At 57.7% G+C, this 25,556-nt stretch carries 17 protein-coding genes; 9 read left to right on the top strand and 8 right to left on the bottom strand.

From position 1 onward, the window contains the following. Positions 1-19 precede the first annotated feature (19 nt). Both GSF01_RS05155 and GSF01_RS05150 read left to right on the top strand, forming a co-directional pair. Positions 20-1,240 carry a class I SAM-dependent methyltransferase gene (locus GSF01_RS05155; protein ID WP_159881957.1) on the top strand — a complete coding sequence of 407 codons (1,221 nt, stop codon included), beginning with the start codon at positions 20-22 and terminating at the stop codon, positions 1,238-1,240. Between the two features lie 62 nt (positions 1,241-1,302). Beyond that, positions 1,303-1,863, top strand: a complete 561-nt coding sequence (locus GSF01_RS05150) for a DNA-deoxyinosine glycosylase (protein ID WP_159881956.1) — start codon at positions 1,303-1,305, stop codon at positions 1,861-1,863. 81 nt (positions 1,864-1,944) lie between these two features. On the opposite strand, the gene GSF01_RS29260 is transcribed toward GSF01_RS05150, so the two are convergent. Then, entirely contained in the window at positions 1,945-2,094 is a 150-nt protein-coding gene (locus GSF01_RS29260; RefSeq protein ID WP_201305321.1) for a hypothetical protein, read from the bottom strand. Between the two features lie 168 nt (positions 2,095-2,262). On the opposite strand from GSF01_RS29260, the gene GSF01_RS05145 reads away from it, so the two are divergent. After that, a complete protein-coding gene (locus GSF01_RS05145; RefSeq protein WP_159881955.1) occupies positions 2,263-2,796 on the top strand; it encodes a hypothetical protein in 534 nt (177 codons plus the stop codon). A gap of 153 nt (positions 2,797-2,949) precedes the next feature. Here the strand turns inward: GSF01_RS05145 and GSF01_RS29255 are convergent, their stop codons facing one another. From GSF01_RS29255 to GSF01_RS05130, 4 genes are all read right to left on the bottom strand, one after another. Then, positions 2,950-3,123: a hypothetical protein gene (locus tag GSF01_RS29255; protein WP_201305320.1), complete on the bottom strand. Its 174-nt coding sequence runs from the start codon at positions 3,121-3,123 to the stop codon at positions 2,950-2,952. Between the two features lie 96 nt (positions 3,124-3,219). Then, positions 3,220-5,730 carry a transglycosylase domain-containing protein gene (locus tag GSF01_RS05140; RefSeq protein ID WP_235941293.1) on the bottom strand — a complete coding sequence of 837 codons (2,511 nt, stop codon included), beginning with the start codon at positions 5,728-5,730 and terminating at the stop codon, positions 3,220-3,222. Positions 5,731-5,973: 243 nt separating this feature from the next. Next, positions 5,974-6,402: a hypothetical protein gene (locus GSF01_RS05135; RefSeq protein ID WP_159881953.1), complete on the bottom strand. Its 429-nt coding sequence runs from the start codon at positions 6,400-6,402 to the stop codon at positions 5,974-5,976. Positions 6,403-6,707: 305 nt separating this feature from the next. Beyond that, the gene (locus tag GSF01_RS05130) at positions 6,708-7,067 is read right to left on the bottom strand and encodes a hypothetical protein (protein ID WP_159881952.1); all 360 of its coding nucleotides are present in this window, start codon (positions 7,065-7,067) and stop codon (positions 6,708-6,710) included. Between the two features lie 91 nt (positions 7,068-7,158). On the opposite strand from GSF01_RS05130, the gene rluF reads away from it, so the two are divergent. After that, positions 7,159-7,863: a 23S rRNA pseudouridine(2604) synthase RluF gene (rluF, locus tag GSF01_RS05125; RefSeq protein ID WP_159881951.1), complete on the top strand. Its 705-nt coding sequence runs from the start codon at positions 7,159-7,161 to the stop codon at positions 7,861-7,863. A 9-nt stretch (positions 7,864-7,872) separates the two neighbouring features. On the opposite strand, the gene GSF01_RS05120 is transcribed toward rluF, so the two are convergent. Further along, positions 7,873-8,565 (bottom strand): response regulator transcription factor, encoded by a 693-nt coding sequence (locus GSF01_RS05120; protein WP_159882062.1) that lies wholly within the window; start codon positions 8,563-8,565, stop codon positions 7,873-7,875. Between the two features lie 120 nt (positions 8,566-8,685). On the opposite strand from GSF01_RS05120, the gene GSF01_RS05115 reads away from it, so the two are divergent. After that, positions 8,686-10,743: a sensor histidine kinase gene (locus GSF01_RS05115; protein ID WP_235941292.1), complete on the top strand. Its 2,058-nt coding sequence runs from the start codon at positions 8,686-8,688 to the stop codon at positions 10,741-10,743. A gap of 82 nt (positions 10,744-10,825) precedes the next feature. Here the strand turns inward: GSF01_RS05115 and GSF01_RS05110 are convergent, their stop codons facing one another. Beyond that, positions 10,826-11,710, bottom strand: a complete 885-nt coding sequence (locus GSF01_RS05110; RefSeq protein ID WP_159881950.1) for an AraC family transcriptional regulator — start codon at positions 11,708-11,710, stop codon at positions 10,826-10,828. Between the two features lie 295 nt (positions 11,711-12,005). On the opposite strand from GSF01_RS05110, the gene GSF01_RS05105 reads away from it, so the two are divergent. The 4 genes from GSF01_RS05105 to GSF01_RS05090 all read left to right on the top strand — a co-directional run bounded on the left by GSF01_RS05105 (position 12,006) and on the right by GSF01_RS05090 (position 22,267). Continuing rightward, entirely contained in the window at positions 12,006-13,175 is a 1,170-nt protein-coding gene (locus GSF01_RS05105) for a galactokinase (protein ID WP_159881949.1), read from the top strand. 51 nt (positions 13,176-13,226) lie between these two features. Further along, complete coding sequence (gene galE, locus GSF01_RS05100) at positions 13,227-14,213, top strand: UDP-glucose 4-epimerase GalE (protein ID WP_159881948.1); 987 nt, start codon at positions 13,227-13,229, stop codon at positions 14,211-14,213. Between the two features lie 95 nt (positions 14,214-14,308). After that, a complete protein-coding gene (locus GSF01_RS05095) occupies positions 14,309-15,895 on the top strand; it encodes a UDP-glucose--hexose-1-phosphate uridylyltransferase (RefSeq protein ID WP_159881947.1) in 1,587 nt (528 codons plus the stop codon). A 603-nt stretch (positions 15,896-16,498) separates the two neighbouring features. Next, on the top strand, positions 16,499-22,267 hold the full coding sequence (locus GSF01_RS05090) for a HAMP domain-containing protein (protein ID WP_159881946.1): 5,769 nt from the start codon (positions 16,499-16,501) through the stop codon (positions 22,265-22,267). 91 nt (positions 22,268-22,358) lie between these two features. Here the strand turns inward: GSF01_RS05090 and GSF01_RS05085 are convergent, their stop codons facing one another. Continuing rightward, positions 22,359-25,442, bottom strand: coding sequence for an ATP-binding protein (locus GSF01_RS05085; RefSeq protein WP_235941290.1), 3,084 nt, complete (start codon positions 25,440-25,442; stop codon positions 22,359-22,361). Between the last annotated feature and the right edge of the window lie 114 nt (positions 25,443-25,556).

Genomic DNA, 25,556 nt, shown 5'->3' with positions numbered 1-25,556 from the left:
GAAGAATGGAGCAAAAACGATGCAGGAACTGTATGAACTTCTAGATCGTCTCGTGAGCGGACAAAGCCTGATTCAGGCGACTCTAAGTCAGCCCAGGCGCAGCGAGCCGGGAGGAGCGAGCAAGGTGACCGTGAAGCCGGTGGCGCTCAAAGGCGAGCCGTTCTACCAATTCAGCCTATATAGCGGCGCCAAGGTGCAGCACGAAAATATTCAGCAGGCCGAGACGGCGCAGAAACTCGCCGATTGGCTGGGCGGGTCGTTCCGGCAAGGCCTGCTTCAGGCTAGTGAAGCGGATTATCAAGTATTGCTCAGCAAAAAGGGCAAGCTGGCTATTCTTCAAAAGCCGCCGACGAAGCAGGCAGCCGCAGCGCAGCCGCTCGCCCATAACCGCAAGAAGAATTATGAGCTGGAGGAAGGAGTGCCCGTACCTTTTCTCGTCGAGCTGGGCATCATGAACGCGGACGGGAAAGTACTGGCCAAGAAGTACGATAAGTTCCGTCAGATCAACCGGTTCCTTGAGATGATCGCGGATGTGCTGCCGCATCTGCCGGAAGGCCGGAAGCTGCATATTGTCGACTTTGGCTGCGGCAAGTCCTACTTAACGTTCGCACTGTATCACTATCTCCATGTGATGCGCGGCCTGGACTTGCAGATTGTGGGGCTCGATCTGAAGGAGGACGTCATCCGCTTCTGCAACGAGCTGGCCGGCCGGCTCGGCTATGACCGGCTTCGGTTCCTGGTGGGCGATATCGCCCAGTATGAGGAGTTCGAGCGGGTAGATATGGTCGTGACCCTGCACGCATGCGATACGGCTACGGATGCCGCGCTTGATAAAGCGGTTCGGTGGAATGCTTCGGTTATCTTATCGGTTCCCTGCTGTCAGCACGAGCTGTTCCGACAAGTGCGGAGCGACGCGCTCGCTCCCTTGCTCCAGCACGGCATCCTGAAGGAGCGGTTCTCCGCCTTGGCGACGGACGCGCTGCGGGCCCGTCTGCTGGAGCTGGCTGGCTATAAAACCCAGCTGATGGAGTTTATCGATTTGGAGCATACGCCCAAAAATTTGTTGATCCGTGCCGTGAAGAGCGGCAGCGGCAAAGCCTCCAAAGCCGCTGTTTCTGCCGAGCGGAACAAGCTGGAGGCCGAGTATGTGCGATTCCGTGATTTCATAGGAGCCGATCCTTACCTGGAGCGTGCGTTGGGCGATCTTCTTGGCATAGGGGAGCCGGAAGCTGGCGGTTAACTAAGGCAAGGGTGGCCCGGGCTGATGCATATAGATTCGTACAAGGAAGGAGCGGTAGTCAGATGCAGCAATTCGGCGAAGTGCCCGGTACGTCTAAAGTTGGATTCGCCCCGCAGATTGACGGCAGTTCGCGACTGTTAATCCTTGGCTCCATGCCGGGAGACGCGTCCCTCCGGGCAGGCCAATATTACGGGCACCCGCGGAATATGTTTTGGCGGCTGCTCTACGCCTTGCTGGAAGGAGGCGAGCCGGATCCCGACTACGAGGCCCGGCTCCGCTTCGCTCTATCGCGGGGGGTTGCCCTGTGGGACGTGCTGCAGTCTTGCGAGCGGCAGGGGAGTCTCGACTCGGCTATACGCCGGCCCGTGGCCCAAGCATTCGAGGAGTTGTACTTGCGTTATCCGCGGCTGGACTATGTATTCTTCAACGGAAGCGCAGCCGCGGAGCTGTACCGCAAGCATGTGCGCGGAACGCTTACCGAGCCTGATGGCCGGACATACCGTACGCTACCGTCCTCCAGTCCGGCCAGGGCGATGAGCTTCGAGGCCAAGCTGGAGGCCTGGAGCGGGCTGCGGGAGGCCTGGGAGGAATCGCTGGGCAGCTCCGAAAGGGCGCGCGAATAAACCGCTGCCCAGCCAACCTGACTTCAGGTTGCGGGAAGCGGTTTAGCCGGATAGGCTGGCGTCCGAAGGAAGAGGAATAAGCTATTTCTTCTCCTTCTGGGTGGCGCCATTCAGGTTTTTAATCGTTTTGACGTTCTCCACCGTATCATTGACGAATTCCATGTCCTGATTCTCGGCGGACATCGAGGCCGTGCCTTCATAGTTGCCTTGGTGCTTTTTATTTTCCGACATCGGTCAGTCCTCCTTATCCTGGCGGGAGCCTGCGTCTGCGTCTGCGGCTCCCACCTGCTTACGATGCGCAGGCGGCAGCCCAAATATGCCTCCGGTGCCGAACCCCGAAGAATGGACGCGGCGAGGCATGGTATACTAGACAGAAGAGCTGCAAGGGAGGAACAAGCCATGCCCAAACAAAACCTGAGAGTACCCTTTGGCTACGAGCCGCCCAAGGAACGCGACAAAGAGCGCGGCACGATCTGGGTATATGACAGCTTCGAAGGCTATTCCATGCAAGAGCTGCTGCCGCTGCTCAAGCTCGCGGAAGAGCGGCAGTTCGCCAAGCTTGTCTTTTACCCGCTGCATGAGGAGACGCTACGCCGAATGTCCAAGCAAGCAGCAGAGCCCTATTATCGCCGCGTTCAGGCGCTGGAGGCCTTGCTTGAGGAAGCAGATCCGCTGACCGATTGGACGATTGAGCGGTTCGAGGGAAAGCGCAAGAAGTATACGCCTGCCGATACGGCCTTTCGCTTTCTCGAGGAGAAATACAGCTCGCCTTTCTTTGTGTATGTGACGGACGATACGGCCCGTAAGCTGGCTGGCTATGAGGGCTTTGAGAGCTGGCTGACCAAGGTGCGGCTATTGGTCGCCGGGGGCGATGAGCAAGCGCCGCTCCCCGCGTTGCTTGCCAAGCATGCCGGCCGCTGGGAACACGTTTAGTGCGGCAGGGCGCGGTTTTTCGCTTAAGACAGCTCTGTCTAAGGATGCAGCTGAAAGGTACGCCGTTTCGCTAGAATGATGGGTCTACGCAGGCCAGCCGATACACCAAGAACCGTCCGAAGACGTCCGGACGGTTCTTGGTTCTAGGACAGATCAGATTCGCTCGTCACCGGGTGGGTCGGAAGCGTCGGCGGCAGCGTAGGCGATCAAGGTGATGGCCTCGCCGGTCAGGGCGGCCAGCTTCGCTTCCGTCTCCTGAATGAGGCGGAGCGCCTCCGGGCCGGGAGGAAGCGAAGCGATTTCGTAACGGTTGGTTGCGATGTTCATAGGCGTCTTCTCCTTCCGCCGATAGCATCCCCTTCCGTTTACGGCGGTATACGCGGCGAGCGGAGCAGGCCGGCGTTGTGAAGGCCGTACCAACGTTTACCGTCTGTTTTCCTTCTCTTTTTCTTTATTACGCTTGGCCTCTTCTTTCCGGTTCTCCTCGTCTTTCTTTTCCTTGGCTTTCTGCTCTTTTTCCTTTTCCTTTTCTTTCTTCGCTTTCTCTTTTTGCTCTTTTTCTTCCCGCTCTTTCTGCTGCTTGGTCCGCTCTTGCTCCAACCGGCGCGCTTCCTCTTGGACGCGCAGCACGTCGGGAGGGATGGCAAACGGCTCAACCGCTGTCCCCTGCAGTCCGCGCGTCATGATCTCGCGGAACAATACAGCCGGCACCGACCCGCCTGAGGTGGTCAAATAATGGTTGCGATCCGTCTGGTCATATCCTACCCAGACCGCAGCCGTCAGTTCGGGCGTATAACCGACGAACCAGGCGTCCTTGGCCCCGTTCGATCCGATCTGGGCGAACTCCTCGGTAGCCGGGAGCTGAGTCGTCCCCGTCTTGCCAGCCGTGGGCCGGCCGGGAATATTGGCGGCTTTGCCGGTACCCGAAGCTACCGCTTCCTGCAGCAGCGTCGTCAACGTATAGGCATGGGCAGGCTGGGTCACGGTCATTTTCTGCGGCTGCGCCTGAGCGAGCAGTTGGCCGTCCTTGGTCGTAATGCGGACAATGGCATGCGCTGCGTGGCGTACGCCCTGGTTGGCAAGGGCGCCGTAGGCCCCGGCCATCTGCAGGGGAGAGACGCCTTTGCTCAGGCCGCCGAGCGCCAGGCTAAGATGCCGGTCCTGCTCGGAGAGCGCGATCCCTGTCCGGCGCAAGTAATCCAGAGCGGAATCCATGCCGATCTCGTGAAGGAGCCACACGGCGGGAATGTTCCAGGAGCGGACAACCGCTTCCTTCAGCGATACTTCGCCCCGTGTCTGGCCGTCCCAGTCGCGCGGCCGGTAGCCCGCAATATCCAGCTCGCCGTCGTAGAGCGGGGAGCTGGGCGTGTAACCCCGCTCCAGCGCCGGGCCGTAAACGGCTAGAGGCTTGAACGTCGAGCCCGGCTGCCGCATCAGCTCGGTGGCGCGGTTGAAGCCGCGGTAGGTCTGCTCGCCGCGCCCGCCGACGATCGCCCGAATGCTGCCCTCGGCCGGGTCTAGCACGACGGCTGCTGCCTGTACAAGCTGGCTGTCGGGACTTTCAGGGAACAGCGAGTCCTGGGCGAATACCTCGTCGGCCGCCTGCTGGATCCTAAGATCCATGGTGGTATGAATGCGCAGACCCATGGTCAGGATCTGCTGTTCGGAGAAACCGTATTTACGTTCGGCTTCATCCATGACAAAATCGATAAAGGCCGGATATTTCCCTTTTAAGGTTTCCCCGTTATCGGTATGCAGCTTGAGAGGCTCGGCGACAGCCTGGTCATAGTCTGCGGCGGTGATGAACTCCTGCTCTTTCATCAGCGACAGCACCAGATTGCGGCGCTCCAAAGCCCCCTCCGGGTTACGCAGAGGCGAGAAGCGAGTAGGCGCTTTGGGAAGGCCCGCCAGTAAAGCGGCTTCCGGCAGCGACAGCTTCTCGACCGGCTTGCCAAAGTAATGCTGGGCCGCCCCCTGCACCCCCCAACGGCCTTCGCCAAAATAAATGCTGTTCAAATACAGATCCAGAATTTCATCCTTGCTGTAGGCGACATGAATTTTAACCGCATAGCCAAGCTCTTTGATTTTGCGCATGAACGTCTTGTCGGAAGACAGGAACATATTCTTCGCGAGCTGCTGGGTAATCGTACTGCCGCCCTCATCCAGAGATCTGGCCTGCAGGTCTCGCCATAACGCCCGCCCCATGGACCTCAGATCATATCCCCGGTGCTCGTAGAAGCGACGGTCCTCCACCGCGACAATAGCGTTCTGAAGGGACTTAGGGATCTGGGAAAGCGGTACCGGCTCTATGCGGGAGGACGAAAGCTGGGAGACCGGCTGACCCTTCGCATCCAGTACGAAGCTGGGCTCAGGAAGCGGATGCTCCAGCTTGCTGATATCCAGTCCGCTGACCCAGCCCGATAGCAGGCCCAGGCCGAGGACTATAAGGAGAAAGCCGAAAGCCAGTACCCAGAGCACGGTCCGCGGCCGCCGTGAGGGCAGTGAAGGCTGCCCAGCGGCAGGGGGAGGGGAGCCAGCTTTCTCTCTTCCGACTTGTGGGCCAGCCTCTCTGGAGGCGCGGGCGGATTGGCCTGCCGTTCCAGGGATTGCGTCCTCGCGGCTTGGACCGGAGGATGCAGCTGTCGTCTTGCGGACGGTCTGTACCGGGCTGCTATCCGCCCGTTTGTCCGAAGGCTCTAGGACCTTGCGGATGGAAGAGGAATCGGCGCTTCCGTGCGTATCGGTCACCGGATCGGTCGTGATGCGCTTTGATTCAGTCGGTTCCTTCTCAGGTGACGACGGCCGTACCTTCTCCTCTTCGGCCTCGTCTCGGGCCGTCCGCGGCGGGGTATGGCCCCAGGACGAACGCATGGCCCGGGCAGGAGACGAGTTGCGGGAATTGGCCGGTTTATCCGAATGGTGGGGAGGTTTCATACGTGTAAAGACCCCCTTGCTGTAAGTATCCCTATCCATAGGTAGTCAACCTAGTCATGCTGTACTCGCACTAACCCTAATATTCGTAAGCCGAAGTCTTTTTGGCATGGTGGACGAACGAAAAAGGGCCTCGTCCCGGTTTCTTATACCGGGAGGAAGCCCTTTCGCTATGATGTATACGGCAGGCAAGCAGCTGACAGACCCGCTCGGCTATTCCTGCAGCGGGTCGGAGTACATGCCGCCTTACCGAATCTGCGTATTCGCCGGTATCTTGGCCATGGATCGGCCCAGCCGGTTCATTTCCGCTTCCTCGCCGGCCATCGTGCCGTTCAGAGCGGCTTCGACAGGCATGAATTTGGTTTGGGAAGGGCTAGTATCCAGATAGTCGGCGATATCGACCAGTATTTCTTGGGCCGCTCCTGTGATGGCAGCAGGTACCTCGCCTTTGCCGGCAAACGACGCTTCGTTCAGGTTAATATGGGTCAACCCGTTGTCCTGCGTTTGTGCGAATAATCGAAAGGGGTATTTCCTCGATGAGGAGGGATCTCGGAACGACAGTTCGTAGACGACACCCGTTTGGGCTGACGATTTGGTAAAACCCAGCGCAGCTAACGTACTGTGAACGTGAGAGAATGGCTTAGCGATCGACGGCAGCGTTTTCTTACGAGTCATACATGAACACTCCTTCGATGGTAAACTTCGGTGCACAAACCCGCCGGCAAGGTAGGCAGAGCTAACCGAGTACCCTCTACTTAACCAATCGGCACCGAGTCGAAACAGGACATGCTCATTTGCTCGAAAATTGGCGGTGCCTCCGTAAGAAGAAGGGGTTCAGAATGCGTAAGATGCCCGGGGCAGGGCGCTGTTCTCGATAAGAGCCTAGGAGGCGTGTAGTAGACAAATAGGGTATACTGGATATAAATGTATGAAAGAGGCGGAAGCTTCCGACTAGCGTCGGATGGCTGCTGCGCCTGCCTTCATCGCCGCGTCCGGCGCAGCGCTATGAAGGTCACCAGCGCTCCGCAGAAGTCGATCATGCTAAGCGCGATGAAGATCGGCTTCACCATGTCCAGCAAGACGAAGGTCGTCATGAATAACGGAAGGGAAGCTCGCGTATACACGGTCAAATAGTAGAAATTCCGCATATTTTGGCGGGCGGCCTGGTAATAATCAAAGGCCAGGTACAGCAGGAACATGCCGATCAGGCGTATCCAGATATAGCTCTCCGGCTCATAGCCAAGCAATCCCGCCGTCAGTGCAGGAGCCAGCAGCAGCGTCAAGCTGAGGGCAAACATGTAAAAGCTGAAGTAAAGAACGGTTTTGGCCGGAAAGCTCACGCGAAAATCCCCCAGAAAAATGATATGATAAGCAACATGATGTGATGAAGACGAAAAAGACTATGGAATCGAATGGAAAGCGAGAATGGCGATGCGAATTAATAAGTTTATTAGCGAGACCGGTCTGTGCTCCAGACGGGAAGTGGACAAGCTCGTCGAAGCGGGACGGGTAACGATCAATGGAACGAAGGCCGAGCTCGGCAGTCAGGTGAACGAGGGCGATGTCGTTCAGGTGGACGGCAAACCGATCAGCGTGAAAACCAAGGCTATCTACCTTGCACTGAACAAGCCCGTAGGCATCACGAGCACGACCGAGCGTCATGTGCAGGGCAACATTGTCGATTTTGTAGGCCATAGCGAACGTATCTTTCCGATCGGCCGGCTCGATAAAGACTCCGAGGGCTTGATTCTGATGACCAATGACGGGGATATCGTCAACAAGCTGCTGCGTTCGGAGAACGAGCATGAGAAAGAATACATCGTCACCGTAGATCGCCCGATTACGCCTGTCTTTCTTCAAGGGATGGCCGGTGGGGTACGTATACTGGGCACGATGACCAAGCCATGCAAACTGACTAAGCTGGACGAGCGGACCTTCCGCATCATCCTCACGCAAGGACTGAACCGGCAGATCCGCCGCATGTGCAGCGCCTTCGGCTATGAAGTTCGACGCCTAAAGCGCGTGCGCATCATGAACGTGCGGCTCGGGGGACTGCCCGTCGGCAAGTGGCGTGAGCTTGAAGAGACGGAGCTTGCAGAGCTGCTGCGTCTGATCGGCCACAAGCCGACGCGCTAGAACTCAGGCTCAGCCGTTAAATTTGTAGCCGATTCCGCGAACCGTTAATATATACCTCGGGTCGGTCGGATTCGGCTCTACTTTTTTGCGCAGATTGCTGATGTGAACGAGCAGCGTACGGGTATCCCCGTTGCTATCGACCCCCCAGGTGAGCTTGTACAGCTGCTCCAGCGACAGCACCCGGCCGGGAGTCCGGGCCAGATGCAGCAGGAGATCGAATTCCTTGGAGGAAAGCGGCACGAGCTGTCCGTTCAACCTTACGGTACGGCTAAGCAAGTCGATCTCAAGACCCGGGAACGACAGAACCTGTGCCTCTTCCTTGTGCTGCTCCAGCAGCTGGCTGCGGCGCAGGTGAGCTTTGACGCGGGCAACGAGCTGTCCGGGGCTGAACGGCTTGGTCATATAGTCGTCGCCGCCGATGCTGAAGCCCAGAATAATATCCATATCCTCGCTTTTGCAGCTTAGAAACAGGATAGGCGTCGTATAATGCTTGCGGATCTGTCGGCACACCTCGATGCCATCCAGCTCAGGCAGCAGGATATCCAGGATGACCAGATCAGGTCTGTGCTCGCGAACCATATCGATAGCTTCTGCTCCGCTGGAGCAGGAAAGTACGTCAAATCCCTCTTTTCTTAGGTATAATGTAATGAGTTCGACGATTTCCGTCTCGTCGTCCACGATCAAAATTTTTTCTCCAGACATCGAGTTCTCCTCCAACTGGCCATTCACGGATGAATTGTCCATTCCTGAAACATCTTCTCAAGAAAGAAAGTGGTATCCATTTCCAGAAACTACTCCTATTATAAATGGTTTTGGGTCGCGATGGCTATAGTTTTGTTTACCCTGGTGGTAGCCCTCCCGGCGAAACGCATGGCGGAGCCCTTGGCACCCGCTCTGCCGGCAGGCTTAGGCGAGCTCGATCTGCAGGGTTATGACTGGGAACAGCAGCCCGGTGTCCGGCTGAATGGCGAATGGAAGCTGTACCGGCACCGCTTGCTTACGCCCGAGGAGCTGCGAGGCTTGTCTGCGCCGGAGGGACAGTCCGAGTTCGTAAAGCTCCCTGCCCGCTGGGACAGTCCAGGAAGAATGACCGGGGCATTGCCGGGCAGCGGGGCTGCAACGTATCATCTTAGCGTAAAGCTGGATGCCTCCTCCCGGACGTTTGCTTTGCAAATTCCGTATATTCGAACGGCCTACAAGATCTGGGTGAACGGCGAGCTGAGGGCCGAGGCAGCCAGCAAGGCCGGCAGCGGGCAATCGTCGCCATCCCCTGATCGTGCGCCTCACTTGCTGTTGTTCACTCCTTCTGACGGACATCTGGATATTGTGCTGCAGCTGTCGGGCTTCCACCGCTGGAGCGGAGGGCTCTTGAACACGCCGTACCTCGGCTGGGCCGAGAAGGTGGATGCCGAGGTGAAGGGGAGCTTATCCGTGGACATGATCGCCGTCGGAGGCATGCTCGTGCTGGGTGTCCACTATATCGCCCAATTCCTGCTCCGGCGCAAGGAGACGGAGTCGCTATACTTTGGGATGTTCTGCCTGCTGCTGGCGATACGCTCTTCATTTGTCGGCGACGGCATCCTGTATGACTGGGACCTTGGCCTGTCGGGGCAGGCCTCCCGGCGGATCGAAAATATTTGTCTGTTCCTGAGCGCTCCCGCGATCGGCTTGTTCGTAAGGCTTCTCTATCCCCAGGAGGTTCCGGGGCTGCTGGCCCGCTCGATTGTCGGGCTTGGAGTCGGGAGCTCGATACTCACTGTGCTGCTGCCGCCTCCTTGGATACCGTATGTGGTCGTGCTCTTCGTAGGAGCTGCCAGCCTGCTAGGAGCCTGCTTGCTGGGGGCGTTGGGCCTGGCGCTCTGGAGGAAGAGGGAGGGCGCGATGTTCGTTATGGTGGGAGCGGTCGCTTGCCTGGGAGCGATGCTCGGCGATGAATGGATCGGCAACGAGCTTGCGTATCCGGGTCAGCTATCGGGGCCGGGCCTGCTGCTGGGCACGTTGTTCGCCTCGTTTATCCTGAGTGTCCGATCGGCGCGGGCTGTCGCATCCGTTGAAACGCTGTCCCGGCAGATGCGCGAGCTGAATGCGGGGCTCGAGCAGAAGATCCGCGACCGTACCGCCGAGCTGGAGCGGATCAACCACAGCTTGGAGCTGGTTAACGAGGATCTGGCCCGGATGGAAACCTCCCGCCGCCATCTGTTGAGCAATATCTCGCATGATCTGGGTACGCCGATGACGCTGATCCAGGGCTATGTGGAAGCGCTGATGGACGGTGTGGTGAAGCCGGAGCAGCAGCAGAAGTATTTGAAGCTGATCCATAACCGGATTCTGGGGCTCAGCCGGCTGATCAAGGACTTGTTTCAGCTCTCCAAGCTCGAAGCTAGGCAGATGGAGTTCGATATTCAGACGGTCCGTACAGAGGAACTCGTCAGCTACTTCGATGAGCGTTACGAGCTGGAGCTGGCCGGGGCCGGGTTGCGCTTCGAGACGACGTCCTATACGCTGCAGCCCGGGGACGCCCTGCCATCCCTGGTCCGGATAGATATCAACCGGATTGACCAGGTGCTGACCAACATTATTTACAACGCCGTCAAGCACACGCCGGCCGGCGGCCAGATCCAGCTTCAATTCAGCGTAGACGAGCATTCGCTGGTCGTACAGGTTCAGGATAATGGGGCGGGGATTGCACCCGAGGACCTGCCTTATATTTTTGACCGTTTCTACAAAAAGGACAAGTCCCGCAATACCTCCGGCGGAGGCAGCGGCTTGGGCCTTGCGATCGCCAAGGAGATCGTCGACTTCCACGGAGGGCGGATCTGGGCCCACAGCCGGCTCGGCCAAGGCGCCTGCATCGCCTTTATGCTGCCGCTGATCAAGTGACGGACCCCGGCATAGGCGATAGGCGCAAGGCGATCGCAGCAAGGAGCGGCTGGCTGCTCTCCCTGCCGCCTTCACATGGAGCTCAATCGCCGCTTCGACCGGGCAGCAGCGATAGCCGGTAGTCGGTGGGCGAGGTTTGGTAATGCCGCTTAAACTGCTTGGAGAAGTGCAGCGGGTCCTGGAAGCCCACCGAGGAGGCGATCTGCTCGACGGTCAGCTCAGGCCGCTCGCGCAGCAGATGACGCGCCTTGTCCAGCCGGAGGCTGAGCAGGAAGGAGACGGGACTAACGCCGGTATAGGCCTTGAACAAAGTGGACAGGTAGGCCCGGTTATATCCGAGCGCCTCAGCCATCAGCTCAATGGTGATCGGCTCGGCATATTGAGCGGTTAGGTACTGCAGCGCCTGCTGGACGGTACGTTCCCCTCCGGTCTCCTCCGCCGGCTGCCCGGGCTCGCCGTGGGGTAGCGCTTGGGCGAGCTCGGCCAGGATCAGGTGCAAGCACCCGGCGGCCTTCAGCGAAGCGCCGGCTGCCCTGGTCTGGAACGCCTCCTGTACTTGCCGGAACAAGGAGGGGACGACGCGGCTGCGGCGCGTACTGACGACGGGCTGTTGCGTGTTAAGACCGGTTTCGCGCAGCAGCTCGGGGGCCGCCGAGCCTTCGAAGGCAATCCAGCGGTAATGCCAGGGCGCATTCAGATCGGCCGTATATTGAACGAGGGTGTCCGGCTCGATCAGGAACGTATCGCCGGCCCTAAGCTCATACATTCGTCCGGCGCACGTATACGTGCCTTTTCCGGAGAGCACATGATGAAGCAAATAGTAGTCGACAACCTTCGGCCCGGGCTTATGTCCGGGCCGGGTCTGACTGTTGCCGGCGAACAGGACGACGAGAGACCGGTCCTCCGCCGGAACGGAGGGGTTCGAGACGACATAGTAGCTTTCCTTGCGCTTAGCGGCAGGAGACATGCACGGAACGCTCCTTTCAAAGGCGGCTGCAGTTGGCGCACAAAGCCGGCGGGAGAAGAGGCGTCGCCGCCGGGCGCACGGCCTAATGGAATCACGGTCAACTCGAGTCCGCACACTTTCCGTCAAGATGGATTGTATCATGGATATCTAACATTTTTCCATATGGATCTGACATCGTTCCATAGTGCCCGAGGCGTCCGGCCGCTATACTGGAATCAAAGCTCAGAAGCCGGCGAAACGGGCCGGCAGGCCAACTACTCTATACTCTAATCTATCAGTTGAGGTGAAGCTCACAATGGCGGATATTCAAGCTTTGCAAGAACAATTTGTGACTCTGTACGGAGCGGACAGCGAGTATCCCATCCGTGTTTTTCATGCGCCGGGGCGCGTCAATCTCATCGGCGAGCATACGGATTACAATGGCGGGTACGTATTTCCCGCAGCGCTGACCTTCGGGACGACGCTGCTGCTGCGCAGACGGGATGACGATCAGGTGGGGCTGGCTTCGACTAACTTTGACCTGCGCCAACATATTTCCATTCAATCGCTCAAGAACGATCCGGCCGACGACTGGATGAATTATCCGAAGGGCGTCATTCGCGAGCTGCAGCTTGCCGGAGTAGCCGTCGGTGGTTACGATATGTTGTTTAGCGGGGCTATTCCCAACGGTGCGGGCTTGTCCTCTTCGGCCTCCATCGAGGTGGTCACGGCATTTGCCCTCTTGACGCTGGAAGGCCAGCCGATCGACAAGGTGAAGATCGCGCTGCTCGCCCAGAAGGCGGAGAATGAATTTATCGGCGTCCAATGCGGCATTATGGACCAGTTCGCCGTCGCGATGGGCAAGAAGGATCATGCGGTGCTGCTGATGTGCGATACGCTGGAGTATCGGCACGTCCCGTTCCAAAGCGGGGCCTACAAGCTGGTGATCGGCAATACGAACAAGAAGCGGGGGCTGGTCGATTCGGCCTATAACGAGCGCAGGTCCCAATGCGAGCAGGCCGTTGCCGAGCTGCGCAGCCAATACCCGGAGCTCACGCTGCTTGGCCAGCTGACGCTGGACCAATATAACGAAGCGGAGCATCTGATTCAGGACGAAATCGTCTGCAAGCGGGCCCGTCACGTTGTCGAGGAGATCGACCGGGTGCTCCAATCGATCGAGGTGCTGGAGCGCGGCGATCTGGAAGCCTTCGGCCGGCTGATGAACGGCTCGCATGCCTCGCTGCGCGATCTGTATGAGGTCACTGGCCCCGAGCTGGACAGCATGGTAGAAGCAGCCTGGCAGGTGCCGGGCGTACTTGGAGCGCGGATGACGGGCGCGGGCTTCGGCGGATGTACGGTATCTCTGGTGCATGAGGACAGCGTAGAGCGGTTTACCCTCGAGGTCGGACGGGTGTATCAGGAAAAAACGGGATTGGAAGCGAGCTTCTACGTCTGCGATATTGGGGATGGCGTGAAGGAACTGTAGGCCGACGCGCCATATTCGGGCGCAAGCGAACTTATCGGGAGGAGAGAGAACATGGCGGTATTGGTAACGGGAGGCGCGGGCTATATCGGCTCGCACACGGTAGCGGAGCTGCTGGAGCGCGGCGAGGAGGTTGTCATCGTCGATAGTCTGCAGCAGGGCCACCGGGATGCCGTATTGGGCGGCAAGCTGTATGTCGGCGATTTGCGGGATAAAGCTTTTCTCGGCACGGTATTTGAAGAGAACGAGATTGACGCGGTTATTCATTTTGCTGCGAACTCGCTGGTCGGCGAGAGTATGAAGGACCCGGGGAAATATTATCACAATAACGTTTACGGCACCTTGTGCCTGCTGGAAGTGATGAACGAGCATCACGTGAAGCGGATCGTGTTCTCCTCCACCGCAGCGACTTACGGCGAGCCGGAGCAGGTGCCGATTCTGGAGACAGACCGCACGCTGCCGACGAACGCCTATGGCGAAACCAAGCTGGCGATGGAGAATATGATGAAATGGTTCGACATCGCGCACGGGATCAAGTATGTTTCGCTGCGTTATTTCAATGCGGCCGGCGCCCATGAGGACGGTCGCATCGGCGAGGACCATGATCCGGAGACGCATCTGATCCCGATTATTCTGCAGGTAGCCCTGGGCAAGCGCCCTCATATCTCTATATTCGGAGATGACTATGCGACGCCGGACGGTACATGCATTCGCGACTATATTCATGTGACCGATCTGGCGGATGCTCATATTTTGGCTGTAAAGAAGCTGCGTGAAGGCAGCGAAAGCCGGATCTACAACCTGGGCAACGGCAAGGGCTTCTCCGTGAACGAAGTGATTGAGATCGCCCGCCAGGTGACGGGCCACCCGATTCCGGCCGTCATCGAGACGCGCCGCGCCGGCGACCCAGCTTCGCTCGTGGCCTCCTCGGAGCGCGCGCGCACGGAGCTCGGCTGGACGCCGCAGCGGGATTCGCTGGAGCGCATCATCGCATCGGCTTGGGCCTGGCATCAAGCTCGGCCGGCTGGCTACGACCAATAGACACAAGACAGGGTTGACCCGCGCGGGCTACAAGGGGAAGCGAAGGGCGTTCCCCGGCAGGCCGCGACAGGGTCCCGGATCAGGAGTGGATATAGATGAGTACGACAGAAAGCCATACGTTCCAGGGTGACGCTGCCCGCAAGGCCGCCTATGACCTTGAGCGGCTGCTGCAATTCGGGGTGCGCCGCAAGCTGCTGGAGCCGCTGGATGCCGTGGGCGCGCGCAATGCGCTGCTGGACCTGCTGCAGCTGGAGGAGCCTTACGAGGGCGAATACGAGGATGCGGAAGGCAAGAGCGTCACCGAATTGCTCGCGCCGCTTCTCGATTATGCGGCGAGCGCCGGATTGCTCGAGGATGACAACACGACGCTCCGCGATCTGCTCGATGCGCGGATCATGGGCGCCTTGATGCCCCGGCCGTCGGAAGTGGTCTACCGGTTCTGGGCGACAGCCAAGCGGGAAGGCATCGAGCGGGCGACAGACGACTTCTACAAGCTGAGCATCGACTCGAACTATATCCGCATGGACCGTATTAACAACAATCTGTACTGGCTGACGGCTACGGACTACGGCAATCTGGAGATTACGGTTAATCTGTCCAAGCCGGAGAAGGACCCGAAGGAAATCGCGATGCTGAAAAACGCCAAAGCGAGCCATTATCCGAAGTGCTTGCTTTGCGTAGAAAATGTAGGCTATGCCGGCCGGCTCAATCATCCGGCACGGCAAAATCTGCGCGTGATCCCGGTGGAGCTGACAGGAGAGTCCTGGTACTTCCAGTACTCGCCTTATGTGTACTACAACGAGCACAGCATCATCTTCGACGGGGAGCACCGCCCGATGAAGATGTCCCGCCATACCTTTGAGCGGCTGCTCGATTTCGTGGAGCTGTTTCCACATTATTTCATCGGCTCCAATGCCGATCTGCCGATCGTAGGCGGCTCGATCCTGAACCATGATCATTTCCAAGGGGGGCGCCATCGCTTCCCGATGGAAGAGGCCCCGATCGAGGAAAGGTTCGCCAGTCCCGCCTACAGCGGAGTGAAGCTCGGGATCGTGAAGTGGCCGATGTCGGTTATCCGCATCTCGGGCCATGACCGTGTGCAGCTGCTGGAGCTCGCCGCGCATATTCTGGACAGCTGGCGCGCTTACAGCGATCCGGACAGCGGTGTGCTGGCGTTCAGCGAGCAGGATGGGACGCAGGTGCCGCACAACACGGTTACGCCGATCGCCCGCAACAACGCACTGGGCGAGTACGAGCTGGATTTCGTGCTGCGCAACAACCGGACGAGCGAGGAGCATCCCGACGGGATCTTCCATCCGCACCGGGAGCTGCATCACATCAAGAAAGAAAATATCGGCTTGATCGAAGTGATGGGGCTGGCGGTTCTTCCGGGGCGGCTGAAGGATGAGCTGGAGCAGGCGGCCGGGGTACTGACCGGAGCGCTGCTTACGGACGCTATCGCCGGTGATGCGGAGCATCCGCTGCACAAGCATGCTTCCTGGCTGTCGGAGCTGGCCCGGAAGCACGGGACCGGCCTCTCCCGCGAGCAGGCGGAGCTGACGCTGCGCGACGAGGTGGGCCGCAAGTTCGAAAGCGTGCTGACGGACGCAGGCGTCTTCAAGCGTGACGAAGCGGGCAGCGAAGCCTTCGGCCGATTTATCCGGCAGCTTGGATTCGAATAGCTGCCATGAGAAACCGTTTATCGGGTAGTGAACGGCATCTCCGGTTGTTAGATAATGTCTAACAGCCGGAGGCGCAGTTCAGAGGCCGGTAAACGGTTTTTTTCTGTTGACCGGTTAGGCTTAACGAAAAGGGAAACCAGCGGAGATACAGTTGTTTTGTGGATAGATGTACTGCGCAGTGGAATTCCATTAATTTACACGAAATTATAGAACAAGCCGGTCGGATCGGCGAAAGCGGTCTGGAAAATCTGTACATATTCAGCTTTTGTGCCCGACGAGGACGGGAAGGATAATGTTCCCTGCGCATTCGCAGGTTTACTCAATTGGACTTCGGGAGGGGGGGGAATTCCGGCCATAATATGCCGTCATTCGCCAGCTCATTTTACTACTGCCGACTCTGAAAGTGGTCGATTCTGCCAATAAACATGCAAGTTCTGCTGACATCTGACTCGTTTCTACGAATATCGACAAATTCGCTCAATGACAAGCTTTTCTACCCATAGTAGAATACATAGTTGAGAGTTTCTCATGCACAATGGGGATGTCGGTGTCTACCAAACATGTTCAGCAGCTATTCTACAATATGCAGAGAGGACCAACGCTATGGCAGATCAATACCGGAATCAAGAGTCGGCGGGCGAACAAGTGGATACGGGCGAGCTGTTAAACGCATTGATGGCTTTGAAAAAAGGGAATTTTTCTTACCGTATGCCCTATGACCGAACAGGCATTAACGGCAAAGTTGCCGATACGTTCAACGATATTATGGAGATGCAGGAAAGCTTGGTTCATGAGGTTCAGACGGTTGCCAAGGTTGTAGGGAAGGATGGAAAGCTCTCTCGCAGATTTGTACACAAAAATACAGGCGGTTCCTGGGAAACGGTTGTCGAATCGCTCAATGGCCTCGTCGTCGATTTGATTCAGCCGACCAGCGAGATGGTCCGTGTAATCAACGCTGTCGCCCAGGGGGACTTGTCCCAGAAGGTAGAGCTTGAATTCGAGGGCCGTGCGCTGACAGGCGAGTTCCAAAGAACCGCAACGAATATTAATATGATGGTGAATCAGCTCAGCACGTTCGCATCCGAGGTTACGCGCGTGGCGCGCGAGGTCGGTACGGAGGGGAAGCTGGGCGGACAAGCCGATGTGAAGGGCGTCTCGGGCACCTGGAAGGACTTGACCGACAGCGTCAATAATATGGCTACCAATCTGACCGATCAGGTCCGCAACATCGCGGCCGTCACGACCGCGGTCGCCAACGGCGATCTGTCCAAGCAGATTACGGTCAACGCCAAGGGCGAGATCATGGAGCTGAAGAACACGATCAATACGATGGTGGATCAGCTCTCGACCTTCTCCTCCGAGGTGACGCGGGTGGCGCGCGAGGTCGGTACGGAAGGGAAGCTGGGCGGACAAGCGGATGTGAAGGGCGTTTCCGGCACATGGCGGGATTTGACGGAAAGCGTCAATTATATGGCGTCGAATCTGACCAATCAAGTGCGCAATATCGCTGTCGTTACGACGGCGGTCGCCAATGGAGATTTGTCGAAGAAAATAACGGCCGATGTCCAGGGTGAAATTCTGGAGCTGAAGAACACGATCAATACGATGGTAGATCAGCTCTCGACCTTTGCCTCCGAGGTCACCCGGATGGCCCGCGAGGTAGGTACCGAGGGAATCCTCGGCGGCCAGGCTGAGGTCAGCGGAGTTGCCGGCACGTGGCGCGATCTCACGGAAAGCGTCAACTATATGGCGTCGAATTTGACCAATCAGGTCCGCAACATCGCGGAAGTGACGACGGCGGTCGCCAAGGGCGATCTGTCCAAGAAAATAACGGTCGATGCCAAGGGCGAGATTCTGGAGCTCAAGAGCACGATCAATATCATGGTGGATCAGCTCAGCAACTTCGCATCGGAGGTTACCCGGGTCGCCCGCGAGGTGTCGACGGAAGGGATATTGGGCGGCCAGGCCGATGTGCAGGATGTGTCGGGCACGTGGAAGGACTTGACCGATAGCGTTAACTTTATGGCGGGCACGTTGACCGATCAGGTGCGCAATATCGCCGAGGTGACGACGGCCGTCGCCAAGGGGGATTTGTCCAAGCAGATCACGGTCAATGCGAAAGGCGAGATTCTGGAGCTGAAGAACACCATCAATACGATGGTAGAGCAGCTCTCGATCTTTGCCTCCGAGGTGACGCGCGTAGCGCGGGAGGTAGGTACGCTCGGGATGCTGGGCGGTCAGGCCCAGGTGCGCGGCGTAGCGGGCACGTGGCGGGATTTGACGGAGAGCGTCAACTACATGGCATCGAATCTGACTAACCAGGTGCGCAACATCGCCGTAGTGACCACCGCCGTCGCCAATGGCGATCTGTCGAAGAAGATTACGGCGGACGTCCAGGGCGAGATTCTGGAGCTGAAGAATACGATCAATACGATGGTGGATCAGCTCAGCACCTTCGCCTCCGAGGTGACGCGCGTAGCGCGTGAGGTCGGTACGGACGGGAAGCTGGGCGGTCAGGCTCAAGTGAAGGGCGTGGGCGGGACGTGGAAGGATCTGACGGAGGGCGTCAATAACATGGCCCGCAATCTAACCGATCAGGTGCGCAATATCGCCGATGTCACGACCGCGGTCGCGAAGGGCGACCTGTCCAAGAAGATCACCGTTGACGTGAAGGGCGAGATTCTGGAGCTGAAGATCACGATGAACACAATGGTGGACCAGCTCAGCAATTTCGCCTCCGAGGTCACTCGGGTGGCGCGCGAGGTTGGCACGGAGGGCAAGCTGGGCGTACAGGCCGATGTGAAGGACGTCTCCGGCACGTGGAAGGACTTGACGGATACGGTCAATTACATGGCCAGCAACCTGACGATCCAGATGAGGAATATCGCCGGGGTGACGACTGCGGTGGCCAATGGCGACCTGTCGAAGAAAATCACGGTCGATGTGAAGGGCGAGCTGCTGGAGCTGAAGAATACGATCAATACGATGGTGGACCAGCTGAATTCGTTTGCCTCCGAGGTGACAAGGGTGGCCCGGGAGGTCGGTACGGACGGGAAGCTGGGCGGTCAGGCTCAAGTACGCGGCGTAGGGGGAATCTGGAAGGATCTGACCGATAACGTCAACATTATGGCGACCAACTTGACCGATCAGGTACGGGGGATCGCCAAGGTCGTGACGGCGGTTGCGAACGGGAATATGAAGCAGAAGCTGACGGTCGAAGCCAAAGGCGAGATCGCGGAGTTGACCGATACGATCAACAACATGATCGACACGCTCGCCACCTTCGCCGATCAGGTAACGACCGTGGCGCGGGAGGTCGGCGCGGAGGGCAAGCTGGGCGGCCAGGCCAATGTGCCCGGCGCCGCAGGCACCTGGCGCGATCTGACCGACAACGTCAATTATATGGCGAGCACGCTGACCACGCAGGTGAGGGCGATTACAAACGTAGCCACTGCCGTAACCAAGGGCGATCTATCTCGCTCCATCGATGTTGCTGCCGCAGGCGAGGTCGCTACGCTGAAGGACAATATCAACGAGATGATCCGCAATCTGAAGGAGACAACGCGGATCAATACGGAGCAAGACTGGCTCAAGACCAATCTGGCCAAGTTCTCCCGGCTGCTTCAGGGCCAGCGCGACCTGTATGCGGTTAGCCGGATGATCCTCTCCGAGCTTGCTCCGCTCGTGTCGATGCAGCACGGCGTATTCTATATCAATGAGCCGTCCGGCGGCGAGGCGGTACTGAAGCTGTTCGCGAGCTATGCCTATCAGCAGCGCAAGCATCTGTCCAGCGAATTCCGTTCGGGGCAAGGCTTGGTCGGGCAGTGTTTGATCGAGAAGCAGCGCATCCTGCTTACGAACGTACCGCATGATTATGTGGTGATCTCTTCGGGGCTTGGCGAAGGTACGCCGCTGAACATCGTGCTGCTGCCGATTATTTTCGAGGACCAGGTGCTCGCGGTGCTGGAGCTTTCGTCCTTCCGCGCCTTCAGCGAGATCGACATCGCCTTCCTCGACCAATTGACCGAGTCGATCGGAATCGTCATCAATACGATGCAGGCGAATCAACGGACCGAGCAGCTGCTGGCACAGTCCCAGTCGCTGACGGAAGAGCTGCAGAAGCAGCAGATGGAGCTGCAGAACACGAACGAAGAGCTCGAAGATAAAGCCAAGCTGCTCGTGATTCAGAAAGCGGAGGTCGAAAGCAAGAACAATGAGGTGGAGGTTGCCAAGCGGTTCCTGGAAGAGAAGGCCGAGCAGCTGGCGCTGACCTCCCGGTATAAGTCGGAATTTCTGGCGAATATGTCGCATGAGCTGCGGACGCCGCTGAACTCCCTGCTGCTGCTCGCGGAGCAGCTCTCGGAGAACCCCGACGAGAACCTCAGCCAGCACCAGGTAAAGTATGCCAAGACGATCCAGGAGTCGGGGCTTGAGCTGCTGAATCTGATCAACGATATTCTGGATCTGTCCAAGATCGAATCCGGTACGGCTTCCCCGGATTACAGCGAGACATCCATGCAGGAGCTCACAGACAGTCTGGACCGCACCTTCCGCCATATGGTCAATGAGAAGGAGCTGGAGTTCCGGATCCGGACGGAGCCCAATGTGCCGCGGGTGATCTTGACGGATTCCAAACGGCTGCAGCAGATTTTGAAAAACCTGCTGTCCAATGCATTCAAATTCACGGAAAAAGGCGAGGTGCTGCTGGTCATCCGCCGGGCCTCCGAAGGCTGGAGTCCGGAGTCGGAGAGCCTGACCCGCGCCCCGATGGTGCTGTGCTTCTCGGTCAGCGATACCGGTATCGGCATCCCGCAGGAAAAGCAGCAAATTATATTCGAAGCGTTCCAGCAGGCCGACGGCAGCACGAACCGTGAATATGGCGGCACGGGACTTGGACTTGCCATATCCAGAGAGATCGCTACGATGCTGGGCGGCGAGATTACGCTTTATAGCGTGGCCGGCAAGGGGAGCACCTTTAATCTGTATTTGCCATTCCATGGCGAGGAGGTACCCGACCCTGAGCCGCGAGCCAAGTATGTTCCCGAGGTCATCGATGTGACGCCGCCGAAACGGACAAGGTCCTATGCATCTGCGGATGATCCGGTCATCGTCGACGACCGGGAGCGGATTGAGCCGGGGGATCGCGTGTTCCTGGTGGTGGAGGATGATCTGAAGTTTAACGAGATCATGCTGGAGACGCTGCATCGGAAAGGCATCAAGGCTGTCATTACGGCCAGGGGCTCAGAGGCGCTTGAGCTGGCGCTCAAATATAAGCCCGCTGCGATTACGCTGGATTTAAACTTGAAGGATACGGACGGCTGGCTGGTGATCGAGCATCTGAAAAACGACATGCAGGTCCGGCATATCCCGGTTTGCGTCATCTCGGTGGAAGAGGATGAGGTGGGCCTGATGCGCAAGGGCGTGTACGATTACCTGTGCAAGCCGGTTACCAATGAAGCGCTGGAGAAGGCCATCGATCAATTGAACAGCTTCTCCGAGCGTGCCATGCATCACCTGCTTATCGTTGCGGGCGAGGAAGAGCAGCGCGGCGAATTTACGAAGCTGGTCGAAGGGGCCGACCTCAAGATCGTTACCGTCGATACGGCACGTAAAGCGTTGAATCAGCTGAAGACGAAAACATTCGATTGCGTATTGGCTAACAGCCATCTGCCGGATATGGGCTTCGCGGCATTTGTCCGCGAGGTGCAGAAGAACGCACGCAACAAATATTTGCCCGTTGTCGTGAAATACGGCAAGAAGCTGACCCCCGACGAAGAACTCGAGCTGGAGGAGCTGATGAAGTCAGCCGTCGTCAAGGAGGTCAATTCCCCGGTCCAGATCATGGACGAAACTACGCTTTTCCTGCACCGTAAATCGGAGAATTTGCCGGAAGGGTCCAAGGAAATGCTAGTTAAGCTTCATCATTCCGATGATTTGATCGAGTACAAAAAGGTGATGGTCGTCGACGACGATATCCGCAACATCTTCGCCTTGACGACGATTCTGGAGCGGCATAACATGAAGGTGATCCCGGCCGAGAACGGCCACGATGCGATTCATCTGCTGGAGCAAACGCCGGATATCGATATCATTCTGATGGACATTATGATGCCGGTGATGGATGGCTATGAGACGACGAGGGCTATCCGCCAGAAGCCGGAGTTCAGCGATCTGCCGATCATCGCGTTGACGGCCAAAGCGATGAAGGGGGACCGCGAGCAGTGCTTGGAGGCGGGCGCCTCCGACTACATCACCAAGCCGGTCAATAGCGCGCAGCTGCTGACGATGATCCGGGAGTGGCTCGATCGGTCGAAGCAACCGAGTGCGGAGACGCCGCTCTACCCACTGTTCCCCTCGGTCAAGTCGAAATAAAGCAAGCCCTCCGTTATCCCGCCGGTTCGGCAGGAGCGGAGGGCTCTTTCCGTATTCAGTAAGCCGGCCCGACAACATGTCAAGCAAACGATCAGAGTAGGCTTCCCGGGTGCGACTTGAACACTGTAAACTTGACCGTCGTGCCATGACCTTGCTTGCTCTCGATATGAAGACCCGTGCCGTACAGCTGCTTCAGCCGGCGATCCGTGTTGCGCAGGCCGATACCTGATGTCCGGTTCTCGGGAAGAAGCAGTCTGCTCAGCTGAGTTTCCTCGATGCCCACGCCGTTGTCGCTGACGGTGATCTCGGCGTACCGATCGCCTTCGGTAATCCGTATGCCGATCATGCCGCCCTGCGCTCTGGCCAGCACGCCATGCTTAACCGCATTTTCCACAAGAGGCTGGATGGAGAGAGGGGGAAGCTGCAGTTGGATGCTTTCATCCACCTCCCAAAGCACCTCAAGCCTTTCTTCGAACCGCTCCTTCTCGATAAATAAATAGGAGCGGACGAGCTGTAGTTCATGCTCGAGCGGAACGAGCCGTTCCGAGTTTCTGGAATCGAAGCTTGCGCGCAAATAATGGCCGAATTCCGCAAGCAGGTTGCGCATGCGTGCCGTATCGATCTCGCTGAGCGCCGCGATGGAATTCAAGGTATTGAACAGAAAATGAGGCTGAATCTGAGCCTGCAGGAAGGCGGCCTCCATGCGCAGATGTTCACGCGCCGATATTTTCATGGCGGTGAGCGCCTGTACGCGGGCCTTTAATTCCATGGCGTCCATCGGCTTGGTCACGTAATCGTTGGCTCCGGACAGGAATCCCGCCTCCATATCCTCCGGACGGCTGCGCGCGGTCAGCAGCAGGACGGGGAGCTCCGACAAAGAGAAGCGCTCCCGGACGATGCGAGCCAGCTCATAGCCTGACATCTGAGGCATCATGATGTCGGAAATGATCAAATCCCAATCTTGACTCTCCAATATGCCAAGAGCTTCTACGGCGCTTCTGGCCGTTGTAATCCGGTAAGCTTCTTCCGTCAAAATTTCTTTCAATATATTCAGATTGATAGGATCGTCATCGATGGCCAGAACGATAGGCTTCTCGGCAATGACCGCTTCGACTGAACCGGTAACCCTCGAATTCTCTGCAGGCGGTGGGAGGGAGCGCGCGGCTGCCGCGAAGCTTGAGCTGCCGGCCCGTCCTCCGGTCATGGAAGACGGGGCTACCGGGAGGGTAAAGGAAAAGACAGAGCCTTCTCCCGGTGCCGATGCGACTTCAATCGTGCTCTCATGCAGCTCCAGCAGCTGCTTGCAGATGCTGAGGCCGAGTCCGATCCCGCCGCTTAGTGCAGTGATTCCCGAATCTCCTTGCTCGTACGGCTGGAAAATTCGCTGCCGGGTGGCTTCATCCATCCCTACCCCCGTGTCGATAACCCGTATGCGGACGGACTCGCCGAGCTGCTCCGCTTCTACAGTAATGCTGCCCTCTGCCGTGAATTTGACGGCATTGTGGAGCAGGTTAAACATGATCTGCACCAGCCTGTTCTCATCGGCATGTACCGGAGGGAACTCTTCGGGAATGTTCAGGACGAAGCGGACCGGCTTGCCTTCCGTCATAAAGCGCAGCAGATCGATGACTCCCGAGGCCACAGCCTGAATAGAAATGCTTCCGCGCTGAAGTCGTATACCTTGCTCCTGAAGTCTCGTCAGATCAAGCAGATCATTCAACAGAAAAGACATCCGGCGTCCGATGGAGATCAGCAGGTCCATGTCGGCCGAGCTTTTCTGACCCATAGTCGGCCTCTCGCGCTCCAGCACCGTCTGGGCGATGTTGATGATGCCGTGGAGCGGATTTCGCAGTTCATGCGAGGTGTTCGCCAGAAAGTCATCCTTCTGCTTGCTCGCTTGCTGAAGCTCCCCCGCGAGCTTTTCCGTCTCATTGGCGGTTCGGATATAGCGTTTGAACCAGAAAGCGGCAAAAGCCAGGAAGCAGAACAGCAGGTCCAGAGGGTAGAAATTAATTTCCGGCATGGCATTCGTCTTAATGATGCCCCACAGAGAGCTGTTGGCAACGGCCGTAGCGCCGAGCATCAAATAAATGGTGTCCGGCTCTCCCTTCGTCAGCATCCGCATAAAAATCCAGGGGAAGAGCAGAAAGGTGATCCACAGCAGAAGATTGGCGATCCAGAAGTACTTAAGCAGGATTGCCAAGGGAAGGCATAGGGCAGATAAGGCCACAAGGGCATAACCAGCCATCACGTACTTGAAATGCTTCTGCTTCTCATATCCGGGCAGCAGGTCGGCAATAAACTTGAACATAAGACCCGGTACGAGGGTAGCGGACAAATAGAAGAGCTTGACGCCCCAGCCGAAGCTGATGGGCAGCCAGACCAGCAGCAGCTTGTCGTCGTCCAGCAGCACCATCAAGGTTGCGGACAGCACCAGCAGAGATAAGGTAAGCAGCGCCTTCTGACGAACCCCCAACCCAAACAGCAAGGCCGCATACACAGCATGCATAATAAAGACGACGACGACAATCAGCTGCATATTGCGGGAGAAGGTCTCTTCCTTATCGAGCATAGAGGCGCTGCCGAACTTGATGGATTGTATGATCCCGCCTGTGCGTTCATTATCGTAGTTGGCGGCCTGGATGATGACCTCAATCTCGTCTCCGTCTGCGGTAAATAAAGACGAAAAGGGGACATTCCTCGGCGTATATTGTTCAGGTTCCGCGGACGGCTGGCCTGATTGCATACGCAGCTTGCCGTTAATATATAGGGCTGCGGATGACGGAAGCTTCGAAATTCGAAGGCCGAATGCTTGGCCGGGCTTGGGATCGACCTTAATCAGCAGCCGGTAGGAGCCGTACCCGAGCATGGTGGGCTCGGACGGAGACATGGCTGAGCCCCACTTTCCGGGCACCTTCAAAAACCCTTTCCTTCCGGCGGCATCAGGGTCGGACGCGCGTCCCGGCGTTAGAAAGGTATGGGGGTAAAATTCCCAATCTCCATCCAGCGTTATAGTGCGCTGAGACTCAAATTCCCAGCCCTTCAGATCGAGCTGTCCCTGCACCGCCCTCGGATGCTCGGGAATGGTGTGGAAGTAAATCCACACGACTCGGAGAAGGGTGAGAAGCAGAAAGAAGAGGGCAATAGCTATCCATAGTTTTTTTTTGGTCATCATAATCTGATTATTTTCGACAAAAGCGGGCGGAATCCTGCCGCCTTCCTCGCGAAAACAAAAGGCGCCCTGTCTTTGACAGGTACGCCCTTTGCAGGAAATGCGTTAACGGAAGGA

Source organism: Paenibacillus puerhi (genome assembly GCF_009846885.1).
GTDB classification, from domain to species: domain Bacteria; phylum Bacillota; class Bacilli; order Paenibacillales; family NBRC-103111; genus Paenibacillus_G; species Paenibacillus_G puerhi.
Note: the sequence above shows the minus strand (reverse complement) of the source record. Positions and strands in the feature narration are given on the sequence as shown.

What these genes read in the sequence shown, in the direction of transcription:
- GSF01_RS05155 (WP_159881957.1), top strand. Translation starts at nt 20, where the DNA reads ATGCAGGAACTGTATGAACTTCTAGATCGTCTCGTGAGCGGACAAAGC.
- GSF01_RS05150 (WP_159881956.1), top strand. Translation starts at nt 1,303, where the DNA reads ATGCAGCAATTCGGCGAAGTGCCCGGTACGTCTAAAGTTGGATTCGCC.
- GSF01_RS29260 (WP_201305321.1), bottom strand. Translation starts at nt 2,094, where the DNA reads ATGTCGGAAAATAAAAAGCACCAAGGCAACTATGAAGGCACGGCCTCG.
- GSF01_RS05145 (WP_159881955.1), top strand. Translation starts at nt 2,263, where the DNA reads ATGCCCAAACAAAACCTGAGAGTACCCTTTGGCTACGAGCCGCCCAAG.
- GSF01_RS29255 (WP_201305320.1), bottom strand. Translation starts at nt 3,123, where the DNA reads ATGAACATCGCAACCAACCGTTACGAAATCGCTTCGCTTCCTCCCGGC.
- GSF01_RS05140 (WP_235941293.1), bottom strand. Translation starts at nt 5,730, where the DNA reads ATGAAACCTCCCCACCATTCGGATAAACCGGCCAATTCCCGCAACTCG.
- GSF01_RS05135 (WP_159881953.1), bottom strand. Translation starts at nt 6,402, where the DNA reads ATGACTCGTAAGAAAACGCTGCCGTCGATCGCTAAGCCATTCTCTCAC.
- rluF (WP_159881951.1), top strand. Translation starts at nt 7,159, where the DNA reads ATGCGAATTAATAAGTTTATTAGCGAGACCGGTCTGTGCTCCAGACGG.
- GSF01_RS05120 (WP_159882062.1), bottom strand. Translation starts at nt 8,565, where the DNA reads ATGTCTGGAGAAAAAATTTTGATCGTGGACGACGAGACGGAAATCGTC.
- GSF01_RS05115 (WP_235941292.1), top strand. Translation starts at nt 8,686, where the DNA reads ATGGCTATAGTTTTGTTTACCCTGGTGGTAGCCCTCCCGGCGAAACGC.
- GSF01_RS05110 (WP_159881950.1), bottom strand. Translation starts at nt 11,710, where the DNA reads ATGTCTCCTGCCGCTAAGCGCAAGGAAAGCTACTATGTCGTCTCGAAC.
- GSF01_RS05105 (WP_159881949.1), top strand. Translation starts at nt 12,006, where the DNA reads ATGGCGGATATTCAAGCTTTGCAAGAACAATTTGTGACTCTGTACGGA.
- galE (WP_159881948.1), top strand. Translation starts at nt 13,227, where the DNA reads ATGGCGGTATTGGTAACGGGAGGCGCGGGCTATATCGGCTCGCACACG.
- GSF01_RS05095 (WP_159881947.1), top strand. Translation starts at nt 14,309, where the DNA reads ATGAGTACGACAGAAAGCCATACGTTCCAGGGTGACGCTGCCCGCAAG.
- GSF01_RS05090 (WP_159881946.1), top strand. Translation starts at nt 16,499, where the DNA reads ATGGCAGATCAATACCGGAATCAAGAGTCGGCGGGCGAACAAGTGGAT.
- GSF01_RS05085 (WP_235941290.1), bottom strand. Translation starts at nt 25,442, where the DNA reads ATGATGACCAAAAAAAAACTATGGATAGCTATTGCCCTCTTCTTTCTG.